General features: G+C 48.9%; 19 protein-coding genes and 1 tRNA gene. 8 read left to right on the top strand and 12 right to left on the bottom strand.

Going from position 1 to position 15,307, the window contains the following annotated elements; all coding sequences use genetic code 11:
- Window positions 1-134: 134 nt before the first annotated feature.
- Window positions 135-452: a S26 family signal peptidase gene (locus EBS36_05355; protein ID NBU32577.1), complete on the bottom strand. Its 318-nt coding sequence runs from the start codon at window positions 450-452 to the stop codon at window positions 135-137.
- Window positions 453-601: 149 nt separating this feature from the next.
- Between EBS36_05355 and sodN the strand changes: the two genes are divergently transcribed.
- The 3 genes from sodN to EBS36_05340 are packed head-to-tail and all read left to right on the top strand — an operon-like array spanning window position 602 to window position 2,140.
- On the top strand, window positions 602-997 hold the full coding sequence (sodN, locus tag EBS36_05350) for a superoxide dismutase, Ni (GenBank protein NBU32576.1): 396 nt from the start codon (window positions 602-604) through the stop codon (window positions 995-997).
- 8 nt (window positions 998-1,005) lie between these two features.
- Window positions 1,006-1,389: a hypothetical protein gene (locus EBS36_05345; protein ID NBU32575.1), complete on the top strand. Its 384-nt coding sequence runs from the start codon at window positions 1,006-1,008 to the stop codon at window positions 1,387-1,389.
- A complete protein-coding gene (locus EBS36_05340) occupies window positions 1,382-2,140 on the top strand; it encodes an RNA polymerase sigma factor SigF (protein ID NBU32574.1) in 759 nt (252 codons plus the stop codon). Before EBS36_05345 ends, EBS36_05340 begins: the two co-directional genes overlap by 8 nt.
- Here the strand turns inward: EBS36_05340 and EBS36_05335 are convergent.
- On the bottom strand, window positions 2,137-2,499 hold the full coding sequence (locus EBS36_05335; protein ID NBU32573.1) for a hypothetical protein: 363 nt from the start codon (window positions 2,497-2,499) through the stop codon (window positions 2,137-2,139). The two genes, EBS36_05340 and EBS36_05335, sit on opposite strands and share 4 nt — an antisense overlap.
- Window positions 2,500-2,710: 211 nt before the next feature.
- On the opposite strand from EBS36_05335, the gene EBS36_05330 reads away from it, so the two are divergent.
- Window positions 2,711-3,004, top strand: coding sequence for a WhiB family transcriptional regulator (locus EBS36_05330; GenBank protein NBU32572.1), 294 nt, complete (start codon window positions 2,711-2,713; stop codon window positions 3,002-3,004).
- Between the two features lie 10 nt (window positions 3,005-3,014).
- Here EBS36_05330 and EBS36_05325 read toward each other — a convergent pair whose 3' ends face one another.
- The 5 genes from EBS36_05325 to EBS36_05305 all read right to left on the bottom strand — a co-directional run bounded on the left by EBS36_05325 (window position 3,015) and on the right by EBS36_05305 (window position 6,568).
- Window positions 3,015-4,502, bottom strand: a complete 1,488-nt coding sequence (locus EBS36_05325; protein ID NBU32571.1) for an ATPase — start codon at window positions 4,500-4,502, stop codon at window positions 3,015-3,017.
- A gap of 27 nt (window positions 4,503-4,529) precedes the next feature.
- Entirely contained in the window at window positions 4,530-4,604 is a 75-nt protein-coding gene (locus tag EBS36_05320) for a hypothetical protein (GenBank protein NBU32570.1), read from the bottom strand.
- Between the two features lie 54 nt (window positions 4,605-4,658).
- Window positions 4,659-4,931 carry a mycothiol system anti-sigma-R factor gene (locus EBS36_05315; protein NBU32569.1) on the bottom strand — a complete coding sequence of 91 codons (273 nt, stop codon included), beginning with the start codon at window positions 4,929-4,931 and terminating at the stop codon, window positions 4,659-4,661.
- Window positions 4,928-5,560, bottom strand: coding sequence for a sigma-70 family RNA polymerase sigma factor (locus EBS36_05310; protein NBU32568.1), 633 nt, complete (start codon window positions 5,558-5,560; stop codon window positions 4,928-4,930). The genes EBS36_05315 and EBS36_05310 overlap by 4 nt, the downstream gene beginning before the upstream one ends.
- A gap of 213 nt (window positions 5,561-5,773) precedes the next feature.
- Window positions 5,774-6,568 carry an SOS response-associated peptidase gene (locus EBS36_05305; protein NBU32567.1) on the bottom strand — a complete coding sequence of 265 codons (795 nt, stop codon included), beginning with the start codon at window positions 6,566-6,568 and terminating at the stop codon, window positions 5,774-5,776.
- Here EBS36_05305 and aroA point away from each other — a divergent pair.
- On the top strand, window positions 6,567-7,844 hold the full coding sequence (aroA, locus tag EBS36_05300) for a 3-phosphoshikimate 1-carboxyvinyltransferase (GenBank protein ID NBU32566.1): 1,278 nt from the start codon (window positions 6,567-6,569) through the stop codon (window positions 7,842-7,844). The genes EBS36_05305 and aroA overlap by 2 nt on opposite strands.
- Before the next feature lie 98 nt (window positions 7,845-7,942).
- Window positions 7,943-8,872 (top strand): ribosome small subunit-dependent GTPase A, encoded by a 930-nt coding sequence (rsgA, locus tag EBS36_05295; protein NBU32565.1) that lies wholly within the window; start codon window positions 7,943-7,945, stop codon window positions 8,870-8,872.
- Here the strand turns inward: rsgA and EBS36_05290 are convergent.
- Window positions 8,840-9,244 carry a DUF1232 domain-containing protein gene (locus EBS36_05290; GenBank protein NBU32564.1) on the bottom strand — a complete coding sequence of 135 codons (405 nt, stop codon included), beginning with the start codon at window positions 9,242-9,244 and terminating at the stop codon, window positions 8,840-8,842. The two genes, rsgA and EBS36_05290, sit on opposite strands and share 33 nt — an antisense overlap.
- 113 nt (window positions 9,245-9,357) lie before the next feature.
- Here EBS36_05290 and EBS36_05285 point away from each other — a divergent pair, with 113 nt between their 5' ends.
- The gene (locus tag EBS36_05285; protein NBU32563.1) at window positions 9,358-10,074 is read left to right on the top strand and encodes a histidinol-phosphatase; all 717 of its coding nucleotides are present in this window, start codon (window positions 9,358-9,360) and stop codon (window positions 10,072-10,074) included.
- Here the strand turns inward: EBS36_05285 and EBS36_05280 are convergent.
- From EBS36_05280 to EBS36_05270, 3 genes are all read right to left on the bottom strand, one after another.
- The gene (locus EBS36_05280; GenBank protein ID NBU32562.1) at window positions 10,071-11,414 is read right to left on the bottom strand and encodes a cytochrome P450; all 1,344 of its coding nucleotides are present in this window, start codon (window positions 11,412-11,414) and stop codon (window positions 10,071-10,073) included. The two genes, EBS36_05285 and EBS36_05280, sit on opposite strands and share 4 nt — an antisense overlap.
- A 322-nt stretch (window positions 11,415-11,736) precedes the next feature.
- A tRNA-Met gene (locus tag EBS36_05275) sits at window positions 11,737-11,813 on the bottom strand.
- 62 nt (window positions 11,814-11,875) lie between these two features.
- Window positions 11,876-14,683 (bottom strand): UPF0182 family protein, encoded by a 2,808-nt coding sequence (locus EBS36_05270; protein ID NBU32561.1) that lies wholly within the window; start codon window positions 14,681-14,683, stop codon window positions 11,876-11,878.
- Window positions 14,684-14,733: 50 nt separating this feature from the next.
- Between EBS36_05270 and EBS36_05265 the strand changes: the two genes are divergently transcribed.
- Complete coding sequence (locus EBS36_05265) at window positions 14,734-15,210, top strand: hypothetical protein (protein NBU32560.1); 477 nt, start codon at window positions 14,734-14,736, stop codon at window positions 15,208-15,210.
- 4 nt (window positions 15,211-15,214) lie between these two features.
- Here the strand turns inward: EBS36_05265 and EBS36_05260 are convergent.
- The coding region (locus tag EBS36_05260) for a rhodanese-like domain-containing protein (protein NBU32559.1) at window positions 15,215-15,307 on the bottom strand (93 nt) is incomplete at its 5' end.

The raw sequence follows: 15,307 nt of genomic DNA, 5'->3' as shown, positions 1-15,307 counted from the left end.
GGGGAAAATCGTGACAAACACGCTACAAACGGGTGAAAAAATTTTCTGATTTAACCAATTTCCTGTAAAACCAGGGAAAATAATGCCTTCTAGATCAATAAAGCGGGTATTTGGGCCGGATAATCGGTTGTTAACTAAGGCGAAGCATCAAATTTCTTATTTGTTATCCGACCAAGTTTTGGCTTCAACCGCAATATCGCCTTGCCAATTACGCGATCAGGACTAATTCGGCCATAAGTTCGTGAGTCAAGTGAAGCCATCGCATTATCGCCCAAGACATAGATTCCTTCATCGGTTATTGACTCAATGCGCTTAACATCCTTTTGACCCTCACGGCGAAATACAATTACATCGCCAACCGCAACATTTTCGGTGTAGCGAATCAGTAATTCGTCCCCATAACCCAGATTGGGCGCCATCGACAACCCTCGAACTACAGCTTTTCCAAACATCTATTTAGTCAGTTCCCTAACAGCACAGTTATTGAAGACTATCTCTCGTAACATTCCTATTGTATCCAATTGCAAGTTACTCGGATGTACCGCAATTGAGAACATTAGGTAAACTCTCAAATAAGACAACCCAATCCTGGAGGAACACTATGCGCTTCTTTGCCCCAACCATCATCGTGCACGCGCACTGCGATTTGCCTTGCGGTGTTTATGATCCGGCTCAGGCCCGAATTGAGGCTTTGTCGGTGAAGGCATGTATGGAGAAATACCATGCTTCAGAGGATTCCAATTTCAAAGCGCGTGCCATCTCAATCAAAGAAGAGCGCTCACACATCGTAAAAGAACATCTCTGGGTGCTCTGGACCGATTACTTCAAAGCACCACATTTTGAGAAGTATCCGCAACTACATCAACTATTCAACGATGCAACTAAATTGGCTGGCGCTGCTGGAACCAAAGGAACAGTTGATGTCTCGGTAGCTGATGAATTAATCAGCAAGATTGACGAAATTGCTGCAATCTTTGCGCAGACCAAGAAGGCATAAGCGGTTCAGTGGCGAATATCAATCTTCGGGTTCCTGCTCGGCCGGAATTTATCGGAGTTGTAAAGAGCACGACAACCTCAGTAATTGGGTTGACCGAACTCGCTTTTGATGCAGTTGAAAATTGGCACGAGGGAATTGTTGAAGCATTTTCATTGGTCATCAACCACCAGCCCGACCAAGGCGAAGTCCAGATAACTTTCAGCATTGAGACAGCAAGTTTGACTGTCAAAATTTCAGGGCCAACTGGCAGCGCCGCTGATTACATGGACAAAGTTGTGTGCAAATGGGGCTGGGATATCTTGAACGCTTCCCTGCCCGGCTCAACTGCAGAAATCAGCCCAGACGGTGCTATCACCATAACTCTGAGTTCACTAGTGGTGGCTAGTGCCTAGTTCTGCAAACACTCGAGAGCACGATCATGAGCTGTTCGCCGAGTTTTCTCGCCTTGCCGATGGCGATCCCAGACGGCTGGCAATTCGTACCGAATTAATCTCAGACCATTTGGCCTTAGTTAGTCACGTAGCTCGTAAGTTTGCAAATCGTGGCGAGCCGCTAGACGATTTAATTCAGGTCGGAACAATTGGCTTGATTAAAGCAATTGATCGCTTTGAACCGGATAAAGGGTTTGAATTTTCCACCTTTGCCATGCCTACGATTGTCGGCGAGATTAAACGACACTTCAGGGATAAAACTTGGGCGGTACGGGTGCCAAGGCGCCTCCAGGAGCTTGGTGCGGCAGTTTCAAAGACAGCAACCGAACTAACCCAAAAATTAGATCGCTCGCCAACGCTGCAGGAAATTGCAACTGCGCTCAAAGTTGATCTTGATGAAGTAGTTGAGGCAATAAATGCAAACTCGGCTCACTCAACGGTAAGTCTTGATGCCACTGTTGATCCGGATGCTCCGAGTTTGGGGTCTCGATTCGGCACGATTGACGAAGCGCTCGAAGGGGTTGAATACCGCGAATCGCTCAAGCCGCTGCTACTTGCCTTGCCAGAGCGGGAAAAAGATATCTTAATTATGCGATTCTTTGAAAACAAGAGTCAGACCGAAATCGCGCGAACACTAGGTATTTCTCAAATGCATGTCTCAAGAATTTTGGCTCAAACATTAACAAAACTGCGCACAAGTCTGCAGGATTAATTTTCGGCCCTAATCTTCCAGAGTGAAACTAGGGCAGCTCCTGCGACAAAAGCAACAGCGCCACCACTGAGCCGAGCAAGAGTACCCGTGCCACTTAGTGGCAAATAGGCAAACACCAATAAGGCAAATACTTGGATCAAGCCAAATGGCGTTTTCGCCCAACTTGATCGCTTTGCGATTCCATTAGTTACCGCAGTAACACCGAATGCGAAGATCAAATACATAACAAACAAGATGGCCGGATGCGGACCACTTCCGCGCACTCCGGTTTGTGTGGACTCCTTTAGTAAAACTGAGATGCCGAAAACAACTAACGCCAACGATTCTAAATATCCACAGCCAACTGCAAGTTTTCGCATGACTAAAGGGTACCGAGATTCGATCGGGAAATTTCAGTTGGGATTTAAGCAAAAAGTGAAAAACTTTTGCCCAATATTGGCTTACCTATTGCGACTGCTCAGAATCTCGGCGATGATAGAGGGGTGCCACCAAAAAATTAGGCACAAAACCGTAGGAATTTCGGGCCTCCGGCCGGAAAAACCCTGATTTTTCAAGGCTTGGGAGGTTCTAGTGGACTGGCGCCATGAGGCAGTCTGTCGCGAAGAGGATCCCGAGTTGTTCTTTCCCATTGGAAATACTGGTCCTGCTCTGCTGCAAATTGAGGAAGCAAAGGCCGTATGTCGCCGTTGTCCAGTCATTGAACCATGTCTGAAGTGGGCCCTAGAGACTGGCCAAGACTCGGGAGTTTGGGGTGGAACCAGTGAAGATGAGCGCCGGGCAATTAAACGACGCGCGCAACGCGCTCGTGCTCGTGGCCTGGAGCCAGCCCCGCATGTCTTTGAATCAGACGTTTCTGCACTCTAACAAACGCCAATCACCGATTAATCGGTAGCGAAACTACAACCCTAGTGCCAGGCATACTAGACCCGGGACTTAAGTGTTGAAAATCAATAGAGCCACCAAGTTCGTCGGCGACCAATGTGGTCACAATGGCCAGTCCAAGTCCTTGATTATCACTAAGCGGAATTGGGATCCCTGGGCCATCATCTGAAATCGCAACCTGAACCTGATCTTGATCACGCTCGGCGGTGATGGTGATTGCTACTTGGTTCCTTCCCGCTAACGCATGTTCAACTGAATTTGCTACCAGTTCAGTAATTACTAAAGCTAATGTGGTTGCAGTATCGCTCGGTAATATTCCAAAAGAGCCAACAAAATCTGTTTTTACTTCATTCGTAGCGGCAGTCTCAATACTTAATGGGATGACCCGACCAACCACTTCATCAAAGTCAACCGTTTCGCCCGGGTTATGCGCCAAGAGATCGTGCACCACCGCGATAGTAGCAATCCGCCGCCCGGCTTCAGCTAATTCAAGTTGGGCAGAACTATCGGTTAAACGCCGACCTTGCAGGCGCAATAATGAAGCCACTGTTTGTAGATTATTTTTTACGCGGTGATGAATTTCGCGAATTGCAGCATCTTTACCAAGTAGCGCCTGCTCGCGGCGACGTAAATCGGTGACATCTCGGATCAGCACCAGAGTTCCAGCTGAATTGAGTGTCTCTGAATCCTGCTGACTAGAAACTAATGGAATTGATCGCAAGGTTGCGGATGAGTGGGAGCCCTCAAGTTCGGCAGTTGCCTGAATCCGACCACGGGCAACCAGACTTAAGGTGTCATTGATTGGCACGCCTTGCTTGTTCAATTGGGCAACTAGGTCAGCCAGGACTTGACCTTCGACATCAATTGCAACACCCAGACGGCGAAATGCTGAAGTTGCATTTGGGCTAGCAAACTCTATGATTCCAGATTTGTCTAGCAAGACGAGCCCATCACCTACTCGAGGCGCTCCACCACGACCACCAGTGCCTTGGTCATTGTGCGTAACTCGCGGGAAAACACCTTTGCTGAGCATCTCAAAAATTATTTGCGCGATGCGATCATAAACTGATTCGAGTCGTCCCGCTTCGGATGAACTTGAATACCTTCCAAGCACAGCAATTGTGCGACCGAGGAATGAAATGGGAATTGCTTGCGTTATTTGGTGCTGGCTTACTGGTTCGCCGGTCCAGATTTCACCGGTGAGAAATGCTCGATCAAGTTCGATGTGTCGTCCACGTGGCACGAAATTGCCCGTAACATCTTTTGGAATGTGAGTTCGAGCAGTTGCTGGGCGGATTTGACCTGCGGCAATAAATCCCGCTTCGTTCCATGTGGGCAGCCACAAGATCAGGTCGGCAAATGCCAAGTCGGCAATCATGGTCCAGTCACTCAAGAGCAACTGTAGATGCTCGACTTCAGCAGTCGAAAGATCGGTACGCTCAGCTGCGATACCGGGTAATTCCGTGCTTGTGACGTTCACTCAATCAGCGTAACTTGCTATGGCAAATTAGGAATTGGGACGACGACCGTGATTTGCTTTGTTCTTCTTGCGATCACGCTTCTTACGACCACGCTTGCTCATGAGGGCTCCTTGCTAGAAATGTCTAATCTTAAGGATAGAGCAGGAATCTAGGTGTTACGAACCCTCGGTCGCTTCTATCTCGATTTGAGCAATTAATTGGCTAATCTTTACCCGAAACTCACTAGGCGCTGGCTCAGGGCAGCAGGATCTGGCGATTAATTGCTTCACTAACTCCAGAGAATCGCGCTCTGAGCAACAGGAGTCACAGGTTTGCAAGTGGGCTTGAATCCTCACTTCGGCACCTTCGCAATTTTCCCGATCGATAAACAAAACTAGCGATTGGTAAATTTCTTGACACTCGCCAGAGCGATTAACCTGCTCGCTCATGAAGCATCTTCTTTCAAGTAGCCGTTTTCTCGAGCATAGTCGGAAAGCAACTCGCGTAATGCCTTTCGGCCACGATGCAACCGAGACATCACTGTGCCAACTGGGACATCCATAATCTCCGCAATTTCTTTGTAGGCAAAACCTTCAACATCGGCCAGGTAAACCGCATTTCGAAAATCATCTGGAACTTGGGCAAAGGCATCAGCAATAACCGTGTTAGGCAATAGGTCCAGCGCTTCAGATTCGGCTGACCGAAGTCCACCTGAACTGTGGCGAGCCGCATCGGCCATTTGCCAATCATGAATCTCGTCAGTTGGATTAACACGCGGCTCGCGCTGGGCTTTTCGATATTGGTTGATGTAGGTGTTAGTCAGAATTCGATAAAGCCAAGCCTTGAGATTTGTTCCTTCCTGAAAACCACCGAAGGCTCGAAAAGCTTTGATAAAAGTTTCCTGAACTAAATCCTGCGCATCACTTGGATTGCGCGTCATGCGCAATGCGCCGGCATAAATTTGATCTAAGAAAGGAAGCGCATCTTGTTCAAATCGGGCAGTGAGCTCGGGTGACAATTTGGATTTAGACTGACCTTCAGTCTCTTCTGAAATGTCTTTCGCATCGCTAGGGCTCATATAGAACGACCCTACTCCTGGCTTTTCCTTTTCGTGATGACTGCCAAGACCAGTTTGCGGATTGCCAGAGAAATCCAAAAGTTCTGTTTGTGAGGCAGTCAACTGAACGCTTGGCTCGGGCGGGCAATCTAAGCAAGGGGTAGCCATGTGAGATTCAACCCAATCCCTCAGATGTTTATTCCCTGTCAGTGGTCTGCGAATCGAAAAGGTTTTCTAGCGAAATAAGGGTAATACTTCGTCTTCTGGATTCACTGGCTCAACCAAACTCGGGTTGTTATTTCTAACCTGTCCCACAGCTGAACTCACTTCCCACTCGGTAAGTTCCGCCATTGGCACTTGGTGAGCGAGCAGCTCAGCAATTGCCGTCGGTCCATCAGTTAACCAGAGTTCGGTGGTTTGAGTTGAGACTAGTAACGGCATGCGATCGTGAATTTCACTGAACGGGTGTCGGGCTTCGGTAGTTATCAAAGAAAATGACCAAATTTTCTCGCCACCTGGCTGTTGCCATGATTCATAAATTCCTGCTAGGCCCAGAACATTACCGTCAGTTCTGCTGAAGTAATGTGGAACTTTCTTTCTGGCACCAATGGTTTGCCATTCGAACCAGCCATCAGCAGGGATAATGCAGTGCTGTCGCTGTGCGGCGTTGCGAAACGAAGGCTTTTCCAAAATCGTTTCCACTCGAGCATTAATTAATCGAGCGCCGATACTGGCATCTTTGGCCCAGGAAGGAATTAAGCCCCATTGGAAAGTTGCTAATGTGCGCTGTTGATCAATCTGCACAACTGCCGGAACACGATGGGTTGGTGCGATGTTGAAACTTGGGATGAGCATTTGTGCAGTCAATTGTTCAGCCGCAATAGTGGTGCCACCTAACATTCCAAGATAGGTGCCAGAAATGGCTGCTTCAGTGACCCCAAACTGCGAAGCAATAATTTTGGGATCAGTTTTCAGGGCATACCTTCCACACATGAGTATTAGTCTGTCAGCCGTTAGGCTTAAGCACATGGTTGATCTATGGAATGCGCCGATGCGCAATACTCCACTTTCGACCCATGTTCGAATTCCAGGCTCTAAATCATTGACTAATCGTTGGCTGGTTTTAGCTTCATTGGCAGCTGGCACTTGCCGCATAACTCACCCTCTGGTTGCTCGTGATACTCGACTGATGGCAGCTGCACTTTCTAGTTTGGGCGTGGGAATTGAATATTCAGACGATGCGTATGTGGTTACACCAGGCACGCTCTGTGGTCCCGCAGAGATTGATTGTGGCCTGGCAGGAACTGTCATGCGCTTCGTTCCACCAGTTGCTGCGTTAGCAACTGGTGATGTCCGCTTTGATGGGGATACCGGCGCTCGAACTCGCCCAATGCACCGAATTATTGAAGCTCTGAAATCACTGGAGGTAGATGTCGACGATGAACTTCGAGGCACGCTGCCGTTCACGGTACATGGCAAGGGATATGTCGCAGGATCAAAAGTAACCCTAGACGCATCTGCTTCCTCACAATTTGTCAGCGCCTTGTTGCTTGCTGGCTCCCGCTACGATGGCGGTCTAGAGGTAGAGCATAAAGGCGGGGTATTACCTTCTATGCCGCACATAGATATGACCATAGAGGTTTTGGCTTCCGTGGGAATTCAAGTTGCCACCCAAATCATTGATGAGCGACATGCGATTTGGCGAGTTTATCCAGGTATACCGAATGCCTTCAATGTCACCGTTGAACCAGATCTCTCAAATGCTGCTCCATTTGTGGCCGCTGCACTTGTCTGCGGTGGCTCGGTCACAATTCCAGACTGGCCACTACGCACCACACAGGCTGGCGACGCACTTCGCTCGTTGCTGACGCAAATGGGTGCAACTGTCACTCGTTCCGGGAATGATGTGACATTTACTGGCGGCCAATTGCACGGCTTGACCGCCGACTTACATGAAGTTGGTGAACTGACCCCAGTCATAGCTGCGTTGTGTGCACTAGCGCAGGGGCCATCGCACCTTTCCGGTATCGCGCATCTACGCGGACATGAGACTGATCGCATTTCAGCATTAGCAACCGAAATTAACCGCTTAGGCGGTGAAGTGACCGAAACCGCTGATGGTCTAATTATTAATCCGCAGCCACTGCATGGTGGAAGTTTTGCAACTTACCATGATCATCGAATGGCGATGGCCGGCGCTGTATTGGGGTTGGCTGTGCCCAATCTCCAAATTGAAGACATTGCCACTACTGGCAAGACGCTCCCAGACTTTGATGTGATGTGGCATGTCATGGTGAACGCGTGAGCCACATAGACGAAGACTCTTTTAGTCGGCGGCCAAGTCGAACTAATTCCCGTCGTCGATCTAAGGACCGCCCAGACTTTTCAGATGCAGTTGTCGGCATGGTTGTTGCAGTTGCTCGAGGTCGGATTACTTGCGTTGTCCCGGATGGAGTTGCTCATGAACAGCAGACTGAGGTCGTAACCGTAAAAGCAAGACAACTTGGCCGAAAGGGAGTTGTAGTTGGAGACAAAGTGCGACTTGTTGGTGACCTAAGTGGTCGACCAGACACACTTGCTCGGTTAGTTGAAGTTCTTGACCGGTCAACCGCACTCATGCGAACTGCTGATGACACTGACCCAGTTGAACGAATGATTGTGGCAAATGCTGACCAGCTGGCAATTGTGACGGCAACAACCAATCCAGAGCCACGAGTGGGTCTGATTGACCGCACATTAGTTGCAGCTTTTGAAGCTGGGCTCGAGCCGATACTGATACTAACTAAGACTGATTTGAAATCACCCGATGAACTTCTTAGCAACTACAGCGGAATGGACCTGAAGTACATTTCAGTTGATCAAACAAGTAAAGCCGGGATTGAGCAAGTCCGTGAAGCTCTGCTGGGACACATGACAGTATTTGTTGGTCACTCTGGCGTCGGAAAGTCAACTCTGGTCAATGCTTTAGTACCAACTGCAATGCGCACTACCGGAGATGTCAACGACATCACAGGCCGCGGTAAGCACACATCAACATCAGCCCAGGCTCTAGCCTTGCCAGAAGACACCGGCTGGGTAATTGATACGCCAGGCTTGCGCTCGTTTGGCTTGGCCCATGTCGACCCGGATCGCATTATTGAAAGTTTTCCTGAACTAGTGGATGGTGCTCACGAATGTCCACGAGCATGTACTCATGTGAACAGTGACGGAATTGCACCGCCAGATTGCGCGCTTGATGACTGGGTTAGCAAGGGCGAGGCTGGTTCTGGCGGAGCTGCCAGATTAAGTTCGCTGCGCCGACTATTGTTCGCGTTGCAAGCGCCGTCTAGCTGAGGCGTAATGCTCTTCAGTTATTGATCCGGATAACTGTCGCAAAACCATCAAGATGACTGCCAAATCGTCAGTGAAGCCAATGCCAACTAGCCAATCTGGGATGAAATCCAGCGGCAAAATGAAATAAGCCAGGGCCGCTGCAAGCAGCGCCTTAACTTTTAGTGAGGTTTTTGGGTCGCGCACGGCGTAATACATGGCCGTTGCCTGAGTAGCGAACGAGATTTTGTCCGAAGTGCTATCCAATTTTTTCGGAAACTCTTTTAGGACTTTTTTGATGGCGTCTGGGTGTTTTTGCAAATAATCGGCACTTTGCTTTACCGCAGCAACGGCCGCAGTTGTAAGTGCCGCAGATTTTCTAGACTGCCGTGCCATCGTTACTCCTGCACATGTAAATTCCGAAATCGGGAACTAACCGATACGGTTATTTTGTGGATGTTGATTTAACTCTTGCTCTAAAGTTAGCCGACCAGGCTGACATCATCACCATGAATCGCTATCGAGCCCAGGATTTAAGGGTTGATGCCAAACCAGATAACTCCCCTGTTACCGAAGCTGATCAAGCTGTCGAGACCTTTATTCGGGATGAGCTAGCCAGCACACATCCTGATGATGGCGTAATTGGTGAGGAGCATCAGGATACTGGACTAGATGCAAAACGGAAATGGATTATTGATCCGATTGACGGAACTAAAAATTATGTTCGAGGCGTGCCAGTTTGGGCCACACTAATAGCCCTGATTGAAGATGATGAACTAAAACTCGGCGTAGTTTCCGCCCCTGCACTGGGCCGTCGCTGGTGGGCGAACTTTGGCGGTGGCGCATTCACAAAAGATGTTGACGGGTCGGTGCGTCCAATTCATGTTTCTGATGTTTCTAACATTGGCGATGCCTCACTGTCCTACAGTGACCCCACCGGATGGACCGGCTATGAATCGGCACTGGGTAATCTGCAGCGCGCTACTTGGCGATCACGAGCGTACGGAGACTTCTGGTCTCATGTAATGGTGGCCGAAGGTGTTGTGGACATCGCTATTGAACCAGAACTAAGTGTTTGGGATATGGCTGCATTTATTGCAATCGTCCGTGAGGCGGGTGGCGCGGTAACTGCCCTTGACGGAAGTGACCCGCTGCAACACAAGAGTGCTGTAACTACCAACTCACTGTTACACAGTGTTGCACTTCGAACTATTTCTGGTAACTAATGTTTTACTCGCTTCAAGCGCATTGGCAAGCCGCCATCTGGGCGAAGCGTCACTGAGGCCTCAATCGGAATTTTCTGCTGATGAATTGGGCTGAGTTTCCAATTGATAGCCAGGCGACTCATAATTTGTGCTCCTTGCATTTTCGCGAGGTCTCGCCCAATACAAAGGCGAGGACCGGTTCCAAATGGAAGGTAGCCAAGCATCGGTTGTCCGTTTATAAATCGATCAGGCTTGAAGTTTTCGTAATCCTGCCACGCATCAGGATGGCGGTGCACAATCCAAGGGCTAACTATTACCAAAGAGTCGGTAGGAATCAGGAATCCATCAACTTCAACTGGACTCAAAGTGCGCCGTGATATCACCCAGGCCGGAGGGTAGAGCCGTAAAGCTTCGTCGAATACCAACCCAGCGCGCTGCGGTTCATCTGCAAGGCGCTGTGCTTCAATTGGATTTGCTCCAAGTAGATTCCAGGCCCAAGTAAGTGCACTAGCAATAGTTTCATGCCCCGCAACAATAAATGTGGCAACTTCATCTCGAATCTGCTGTCGAGTTAGTGGGTGTTCAAGTGAGGTATCCATCAGGACGTCAAGCATGTCTCGGATTGGTTGTCCAGCGGCCAGTGGATCAGCTAGGCGTTGATCAATGATGTTAGATACCGCGTCATCTAGTTGCTTGATTGCGCTACGCATACCCAGGTTACGAGGTGTTGGGATTGCCAAAGGTAAAGGTAGTGGGGTGCGTGCTCGGCGAACTACACCATGCAGAGCTTTGAGCGTTGCTCCAGTTATTCGATCTACTTCGGTAGTGAGGTCGGTACCGAAAAGCGTCGCACCAGTAATCTCCAACGCCAGATTCATCATTGTTTGATCGACATCAATGATGGCAGGACCAGCACTTGTTAGTTCTTGCCAAGTCTTTTCAAGGCGAATCAATGCATTCGATACGGGCTTGACTGCAAGATCAATCATGCCTTTGTGAAATGCCGGAGCTAACTGCCGGCGTGAAGTCTTCCACACTTCAGTATCTGCTGTTAATAACCCTTCACCGGTTACCAGTGAAAGCGTTGAGTACTGCACTGTCTGCTTGCTCATTAGTTTGTGCTTTTGCGCCAATACTTCTCGAGCACCCTGTGGCGAACTTACGAGGTAGGTTGCTGGGCGTGGAATTGGAAACTGAACAACATCACCAAATTGCTGCCAAGTTTCAAATAAAAAGTCCAGTGGATTATGTTGGATTTCCCTAATGCGTCGCAGCATGTCGCGACTGGCCGGACCAGGCGCAGTAACTGGCGTATTCCAGCCGTGTCGAGTTCGCCCTCCTGCGGGTACTGTCCAAGTCATTGACGTTACTTAACCAAAGACAATCGAGCGCTTGGTGAGTCAATCTCAATCTTCATAGTCGCTCCCCCGAATCACGTGCTCCTTGAGTCTAGGTAGTGAAGGTTAACAAATTTGGGGGAATTTGAGAGTTGTTGGGATTGCTGTAGAAGTGCCAAGGCTGGATTGGAGTTTTTGTGAGAAGTGGTCCTGCCGCCGTGGCAAGGGTAGCGGGGACAGGACTCCAATGTGGTTTTCCAGAACATTGGAAAACCACATCTCCTCAAATCCTGGCTTTCCTTACTTAGATAATAAGAAAAGACCCCAAGGAGGGGTCTTTTCTTATTAGTAGCGGGGACAGGATTTGAACCTGTGACCTCTGGGTTATGAGCCCAGCGAGCTACCGAGCTGCTCCACCCCGCGTCGGCTTCATAAGAATACGACAAGGTTTGCATACTTACAAATCGCTTGGCTGCGATTGCTAGCTACTTGCTGACCTTTTTGCCCAGTTCGGTGATGGTGGCTAATGCTGTTTCGAGTCGCTTTTGCGCAGCTCCATAGGCAGCGAAGTCGCCTTTGGCTAACGCTTTCTGTCCTTGCTCGTAAGCAGCGTTGGCCCGTGAGATGGCGTCGGCAAGTTGCGCAGTTACAGATCCAGTTGGTTTCGTCCCTGGATCAGTCGTAGTTTGTCCTGAGAACACCTTCGCCAGCGCAGTTGCCAAGTCGTCTTCAAATGCAACTTTAGAACCAAATGAGACCAAAACTTTTCGGAGCAAGGGGTAGCCATCGCCTTGGCTGGCACGAACATAAACCGGTTCGAAATACAGAAGTCCCCCGCCAACAGGAAGAGAGAGCAAATTACCAAGCACTACATCTGAACCACCTTGACGTAACAGCGAGAGTTTCGCCGAGACATCAGGATCGGATTCGAAGTTGTTCTGCACCTGCGTTGGACCTGGGATGGTTGTGTTACGCGGTAACTGCAACACTCGAATGGTGCCATAGTCTGGACCTGGTTCGGAATTAACCGCCATGAAAGCAGCCAAAGTCTGGCGCTTATTCGGGGCAAATGTTGTAGTCAGGGAGAATGTTGCCTGTTTTTGGTCGGGCATTTTCAGCGTCAAGTAATACGGTGGCTGAGCTTGGTTTATCGATGGCTTTGTTGGGTCGTCTGGCAGATTCCAGAAATCCTGGCCCGAGTAAAAAGCTTGCGGATCTTTGACATGGTACTTGGCCAAAATATCGCGCTGCACTTTGAACATATCCTCGGGATAGCGGACATGTTCTAATACGCCAGCAGGAATTTGCGACTTGGATTGAACAACACCAGGGAAAGCACTCGTCCAAACTTTTAGCAATGGGTCGGTGTTGTCCCATGCGTAAATCTTGACTGTGCCATCGTAGGCATCGACAGTGGCTTTAACTGAATTACGAATGTAAGTGATGTCTTGAGAATTAAAGCTGTTAGTCTGAGCATTTACTGAGTCAGCGGTCGCATCCCTTAGTGAGACTCGAGCTGAATATGGATATGAATTTGAGGTTGTGTAGCCATCTACAATCCATTGAATCCGACCATCGACCACGGCTGGATATGGATCGGTGTCCAGAGTCAACCAAGGCGCAACTTTACGAACCCGAGTTGCTGGATCGCGGTCATAAAGTAATTTACTTTCGCTGGAAATCTGATTGGAGAGCAAAATATTTACATCCTGATAGTGCAGAGCGAAAACCAGGCGCTGGAACAGATTGCCAACTGGTACTCCACCCGTGCCATCGTAAGTATTGTTTTTCTGCCCGTTAGCGCTGCGGTCATCTGGGTAATCCAACTCTTTGGGGTCCGCCCCCTTTGGCGCACCCACAATTGAATACGCGGGAGATTGTTCACCGAAGTAAACTCGCGGCTGCTTAATATCCAATGCGCCCTGTGGTGGGATATCGCTTTCCAAGAAACTTGGTGCGCCTTCAGAGCCAACCTTATTTTCGAAAGCGCCTACTAGACCGTAGCCGTGGGTAAATACCATGTGGTCGTTGAACCAATTGCGCTGGTTTTCCGCCACCCCATCAAGGTTGACTTCACGAACTGCAAGCACTGCACCACGTTTGACGCCATCGATTGAATAGCGGTCAATATCTAAGGAATCTGGGAAGGCGTAGAAACCACGAATCTGCTGCAGATTTCGGAAAGTTGGCGAAACAATACTTGGATCAAGTAAGCGAACATTTGCCAAGGTTGAGGCATCCTTGCCGATAGATGCGCGTGAAGCATTGTCGATTGCTTTGTATTCCTTGATTTGTGCTTTTCCAAGCCCATAGGCACTAACCGTGGATTCCAAATTTCGTTGGATGTAAGGAGTCTCGCGCGCCAACTCACTTGGCTTAACCTGCACCTGCTGAACAAATGCGGGATACAAGCCGCCAATTAAAAGTGAGGCGCCAAACATTGTTCCTAATGCAATGAATGGGACGGTCCATCCGGTTCTAAAAAGCGAAATGAAGAACAGTATTGCGGTGGCAAATGCAATGTAGGTCAGAATGGATTTAGCTGGTAGTACCGCGTGGACATCTGTGTACTTTAGGCCCGTAATCAGCGTGTCAGATTTAGTGGCAAGTGCAAATTTATCTAAGTGATAAGCAAAGCCTTTTAGCAATGCAATCATGCCAAGAAAGAACACAACTTGTTGCCTAGTCGCTTTATTTACGCGACCGATGTTTCGTGGATTAAAGCCACCGTAAATGTAATGCACGATTACGTTAGCGATAGCCGCAAATACTGTGACCGTGAAAAGTATGCCTAGAAAAAATCGCCAGAATGGTAAATCAAACATAAAGAATGAGATGTCTTTTCCAAACTGCGGATCTTTTTTGCCAAATGGCGAAGAGTTCCGCCACACCAATAATGTCCGCCACTGGCTAGCCGACGAGATTCCAACTAGGAGGCCTAAACCCAAAGGGGCGAGGTTGAATAGCACTTTGCGAAGAGGCTCTAGGCCGCCACGATACTGTTCAATTGCGATTTCTTCCGGAGTTACCGGAATCAGAATGGGCCGGCTGCGATAAGCCAAGCGGAGGCTGGCACCTAGTACTACAGAAGTCAGAATGGCAGCTACTACAAAAAGGAAGAATCGAATTTTCAACTGAGTCAGGAAGACGGCAGAATGATCAACGGAGACATACCACTGCCAATCGGCCCAGAAACTTGCAACAATAGAGAGCAAGATAAACGAGAAAATTAAGACTGAAATTAGGACAGCCAGCGGGCTACGGCGGACATTTGGGGCACTGGGATTACTCACACCCCTAGCCTATGTGTTTGCTGAAATATCGGTAAGTCAGAATTGACTACATGGTCAATGATTCAGTGCTAGCGCAAACCATCCGAGAACTCGACGAATTCGTGGCTGCAGCGGGATGGGACCGACCCGCTCGGCTCTTTGGGATTGTTGAAAATTCCACATTAGCCCTTGATCATCCAGAATTACTTGCTGAAAATGCAACAATTCCATACTCGTTTGTAGAACAAGAGATTCAACTTGATAACGAGAATTTAATTGATTCACTAGCAAAGATAAGTTGGCCGGCAGAAATTGGGGGCGCTGCCATTTCGGTGGAGCGCTTAATTTCAATGCAACCTGACGAGGAACTTGCTCCTGAGTCTGGGGAAAATACTAAAGAGATTCGCATCCTGGCACTCGTGATGCGAAACGGTGAAAACTTAAATGCGATACGCCAGCGCGCATTTGATGACGCTGACAATGTGTCGGTGGCTAGTGACCTAGTCCCGGCTCTGAACTTGGCCTTACTGCAAACTCTTCAGGATTGAGTCGCTACGGAAGTTCTCCGGTATTAACAGCCAATCCAGCCTCAAGCCAAGCCATTGTGCCGCCAGCGATGTTTACGGCATCAAATCCTTGACTGAT

It is taken from the genome of Actinomycetota bacterium, from assembly GCA_009923495.1.
Lineage (GTDB): Bacteria > Actinomycetota > Actinomycetes > S36-B12 > UBA5976 > UBA5976.
The sequence above is the reverse complement of the archived record's forward strand: the minus strand, read 5'-3'. Positions and strand labels throughout refer to the sequence as shown.